Below are 3,611 nucleotides of genomic sequence, written 5' to 3'. Positions count from 1 at the left end.
TGTCGTCGCCGCTGGCGGCAGAGCGTCGGGAACGATGAGGCACGCGCCACCCCAGGACAGATCGCGATTGAACCCGATGACGGGCGGTCTCTCGTCGTTCGGAAACACGATCTTGGTCAGCGTCTGAAGCGGTCGGCGCGTTTGGGTGCGACGATTCTCGAAGGTCGGCGGTTGAGTGGACATCGCGATGGGTGTGACCTCGTTGGCAACCGGGAACGAAAACCGCGATAGGCGCGTGGGATTTGCTGGATCGATCACCGTTCCCTCGGCGCGAGATGCCGACGATGGATTCATCAATCTTGGCTTTTGGGGATGTCGTGATGACGCTCGTGAACACGCAAAACAGCGTTTCGCTGGGCCTGCTGCTGATGCTGTCCGTGGCCGCCGATGCCGGTCTGCTGGGGTCCATGGTCCGCACGCTGAACCTCGCGATCTCGCACAACCTGATCGGCTAACGATTCCTCGGATCCGCGTCGCTCCGGCGCGGACGCCGCGAGGCGATCGGGCGCTGAATCGGCGCGGTCAAGGACCGTTCGAGACAGCGCCCGATGTCGCCGAAGATCCTTCGCCAGTTCGTCTTTTAATCCCGCCAACACCGCTTCCAGTCCTTCGATGAGCGCGATTTCGCGCTGAAGCGACTCCTGCAAGGCATCCTGCAATGGCGCCAACCAAGGCTGGCAATCCGACTCGGACGGATGGCGAATGCCCATCTGCTGCCGATGGTTTTGCAACCGCCGAAGTTGGAGTTGGAGCACCCACAGGCGGGCGTCGGCATCCTGGAGCAGTGCGTCGGCATGGATGGCGGGGTCTGTCGGTTCGCCAGGCGACACCCACGAAGTCTTTCCGGTCGGTGCCGGTCCGCACGGTCCGCGATGCGCATTGGCGTCCAGCCAGTCGTTGAGACCGTGCTGGATGGCGACCGGATCGCTGCGCGACGCTAACCGCTCGACCAACGCGCGCAGATGAATCGGCTGACCCAGGGCCGCCAGCGCGCAGGCGGCGTCAAAGGCCGCGCGGCGGGTTCGGTCATGCGTGCGCAAGATGGAGTCTCGGTTCGGATTTTTTCGCATCAGCGGTCCGCCAACTCGAAGGCCGCCATGACATAACGATTCGCCAGCGTGGCGCGGGTACGCGTGGTCGGTGCCCACAACCAGCGAAATCGGCTGGGCGCTTGCGGAGGCGGCGCGTCCATCAGAATCACGTCGAGATAGACGCCATCAGCCCCCAGGCGAACATCGCGGATCTGTTCGATACACATCAGCGTCCCGTCGCTCAACAGCAAGCCGAACGGCCACACGTCCGTCATCATGCGCGACACGAACCAGGTCGGCAGCAGCCGCTGGGCGCGCGTCAGTCGCTCCTGTTCCGTGTCGAATAAGGCGTCTTTTGGTGGCATTGAATGCGCTCAGGTTGAGTGGATTTAATGGCGAATCCGCGTCCGCCAGGTTAGGGTCGCCGATCCTTCCGCCGGAAGGCGGACCTGCCAAGCGGCGAGGTTCGACGTTTCCTTGGTATGCGGCAGCGACTCTTGGTCGATCTCCCAGTCGCCAGGGATGGTTTCCAGCACCTTGACCGTGACCGCCTCGGCCTTGGCGTTCTTGAGCACCATTTCAAAGGCGGCCTCAAAGGCGAAAGCGTAGGCTCCGGAGCGACCGAGCTTTTTGAAGTCGGTCTGTTTGCGGCGCGCGGTGACATCGAAACTTTCCCCGAGTTTGAGAACCACCGTCTCGTTTTTCGGGGTGTGCTCGATGGCGTCCTCGCCGATGAACTGGGCGTTGTCGCGACGGTCTTTCGAGTAGACCCGGATCACCCCCTTGGGCAGCGGAATCCCCAGATGACCATCCCGGTTGACGAACGTCAGCGTGGACGCGACCGGCAGCTTGGTCCAGCCGTCACCGGTCTGCGTTTGATAGGCGTCGGGTTGTCCCCTGACGATCAGCTCTCGGACGAAGGGCACCTTGGACGCGGACAGCAGCGCCACCTGCTTGGTTTGCTGATGGAGGATGTCGGTCCGACGAGGCAGGGTATAGAGATGGTATTCGGCCAGGCTTTCCTCCGCCGGCATGGGCGCTTCACGCGCTATCGCCATCAGGTTGCGATCTTCCCTGAACGCCGATGGCCTGCCCTGCGCCACCTGATTCACCGCGCCCGCCACCAATTGGACCTGCGCCTTCCGATAGGCGATCCCGCTGGCGTTGGTCAGCGTTACCCAGCCGTTGAGATCCATGGTCTGGCCGTCCGGGGCGAGATCGGCCACATAATCCGCCTTCCAGGACAGACCGCCGGTCAGATAGGCGAGTTCGAGGTTGCCCGTGCCGGACTGCCCGCTCTCCAGATGCAGCACCAGCGTCGGTTGGTCGCGCAGCGTCTCAGGGACATCGGGGAAGGCAAGATGGCCAACCACCGCCGTTTCGATGCGGTCGGCATAGCGCAGCACCAGGCCCTCATTGACGGCCAGCACTGTCGCCGTCTCGGCGGTACGCTCGCCGGCGTCGTTGGCGCGGATGACCTGGACCGCGCGCCCGACGTATTTTTTCAGCAGACTGGTGGGCGTGAGCAGATCGAAGTCAAAATTCTGTTCCAGCCGCGTGAGGTCGAACGGCCCTGAGACCGCCTTCAGCAGCGCCGTTTCGGGACGAATCTTGACCGAGACATTGCGCCAGGCAAGCCGGTTCTCGCCCTGTTCCAACGCGACTTGGCGCTGGTCTTTGACGAGCGCGAGATTGTCGTTGTAGATGGTGATGGCCAGGGCTTGTTGCGCCGTGTCGTCGATGCGTTGTTCGGTCGCCGTCGCCGTCGCCGTCGCCGTCGCCGTCGCCGTCGCCGTCGCCATCGCCATCCCCATTCCCATTCCCGCCGAGGAACAGAGCGCGAGACTGGTCGCCGCAATGAACCGCCAATGGGCCGCGCCGCGTTGCGGGATCGGGCGAATGTCGGGTGTTCTGTGCATGGCGCGGGCTTTCCTGTCTTAGTGAGTTTTGGCAATGACGTGGTGCGTGAGGACCACGACCGCATCGATGTTGTAAAAGAGATGGACGCGCCGTTCGCTCGCGAAATCGATCCGATAGGTCGCCTTGTCCTGTTTTGCGATCTTGAAATTCTTCGCATCGATCCCCGTGATGCTGTTGATGTTCAGGCGCTTGGCGAGCGACTCGTGGAGTCCACGCGGCCCGGACGGAAGGGTCGCGGACGACGCGGCCACGTCGTGCATGATCGAGCGCACGGTCCAGAACTGGACATAGAGCGGCCCCAGTTTCAGCAGCAGCGTCAAAAAAAACGCGACCAGGTTGATCGTGACCAAGAGGCCCATCAGTCCCATGCCGCGCTGTTGCCAGCGCCGCGTGTCGAGGTGTCGCATAAGGTCTTTCCTGTCCAGATGGATCGCTCAGAAGGAGGGCTTGCCATTGGGAAATCCCACGATGGCCACGTCCCAGGTGCCTTGACGCACGCGCGATTCGCGCAAGCCTAAATAGTGCCTGACCGAAAACTCCGAATTTGACCGCAGTCGGGGGTGATTGATCGCTCCGGCGAGGCGTTTTTCTTGAGTCAGTTCGGGTTGGGGCGCGGTGTGCGCAGCCAAATGAAAAACGTTCTCATCATGACCTTCGCGC

Annotated in this window: 4 protein-coding genes and 1 pseudogene; all 5 read right to left on the bottom strand. The window is 62.6% G+C overall.

Translation table 11 applies throughout. The features are described from left to right. Positions 1 to 183 (bottom strand): annotated as a pseudogene (locus QZY07_RS01570) (hypothetical protein); the annotation flags it as partial. A gap of 110 nt (positions 184 to 293) precedes the next feature. Beyond that, positions 294 to 1,040, bottom strand: coding sequence for a hypothetical protein (locus tag QZY07_RS01565; RefSeq protein ID WP_295399307.1), 747 nt, complete (start codon positions 1,038 to 1,040; stop codon positions 294 to 296). A 29-nt stretch (positions 1,041 to 1,069) separates the two neighbouring features. Continuing rightward, the gene (locus tag QZY07_RS01560; protein ID WP_295399305.1) at positions 1,070 to 1,396 is read right to left on the bottom strand and encodes a hypothetical protein; all 327 of its coding nucleotides are present in this window, start codon (positions 1,394 to 1,396) and stop codon (positions 1,070 to 1,072) included. Positions 1,397 to 1,420: 24 nt separating this feature from the next. Further along, the gene (locus tag QZY07_RS01555) at positions 1,421 to 2,950 is read right to left on the bottom strand and encodes a DUF4139 domain-containing protein (RefSeq protein ID WP_295399303.1); all 1,530 of its coding nucleotides are present in this window, start codon (positions 2,948 to 2,950) and stop codon (positions 1,421 to 1,423) included. An 18-nt stretch (positions 2,951 to 2,968) separates the two neighbouring features. Beyond that, positions 2,969 to 3,358 carry a DUF4845 domain-containing protein gene (locus tag QZY07_RS01550; protein WP_295399301.1) on the bottom strand — a complete coding sequence of 130 codons (390 nt, stop codon included), beginning with the start codon at positions 3,356 to 3,358 and terminating at the stop codon, positions 2,969 to 2,971. Between the last annotated feature and the right edge of the window lie 253 nt (positions 3,359 to 3,611).

Origin of the sequence: uncultured Thiocystis sp., assembly GCF_903866365.1 — a bacterium.
Classification (GTDB): domain Bacteria; phylum Pseudomonadota; class Gammaproteobacteria; order Chromatiales; family Chromatiaceae; genus Chromatium.
This window is presented reverse-complemented; position numbering and strand designations above follow the sequence as displayed.

Bases quoted from the DNA above. Each gene is read 5' to 3' on its own strand.
- QZY07_RS01560 (WP_295399305.1), bottom strand. From the start codon at position 1,396: ATGCCACCAAAAGACGCCTTATTCGACACGGAACAGGAGCGACTGACG.
- QZY07_RS01555 (WP_295399303.1), bottom strand. From the start codon at position 2,950: ATGCACAGAACACCCGACATTCGCCCGATCCCGCAACGCGGCGCGGCC.
- QZY07_RS01550 (WP_295399301.1), bottom strand. From the start codon at position 3,358: ATGCGACACCTCGACACGCGGCGCTGGCAACAGCGCGGCATGGGACTG.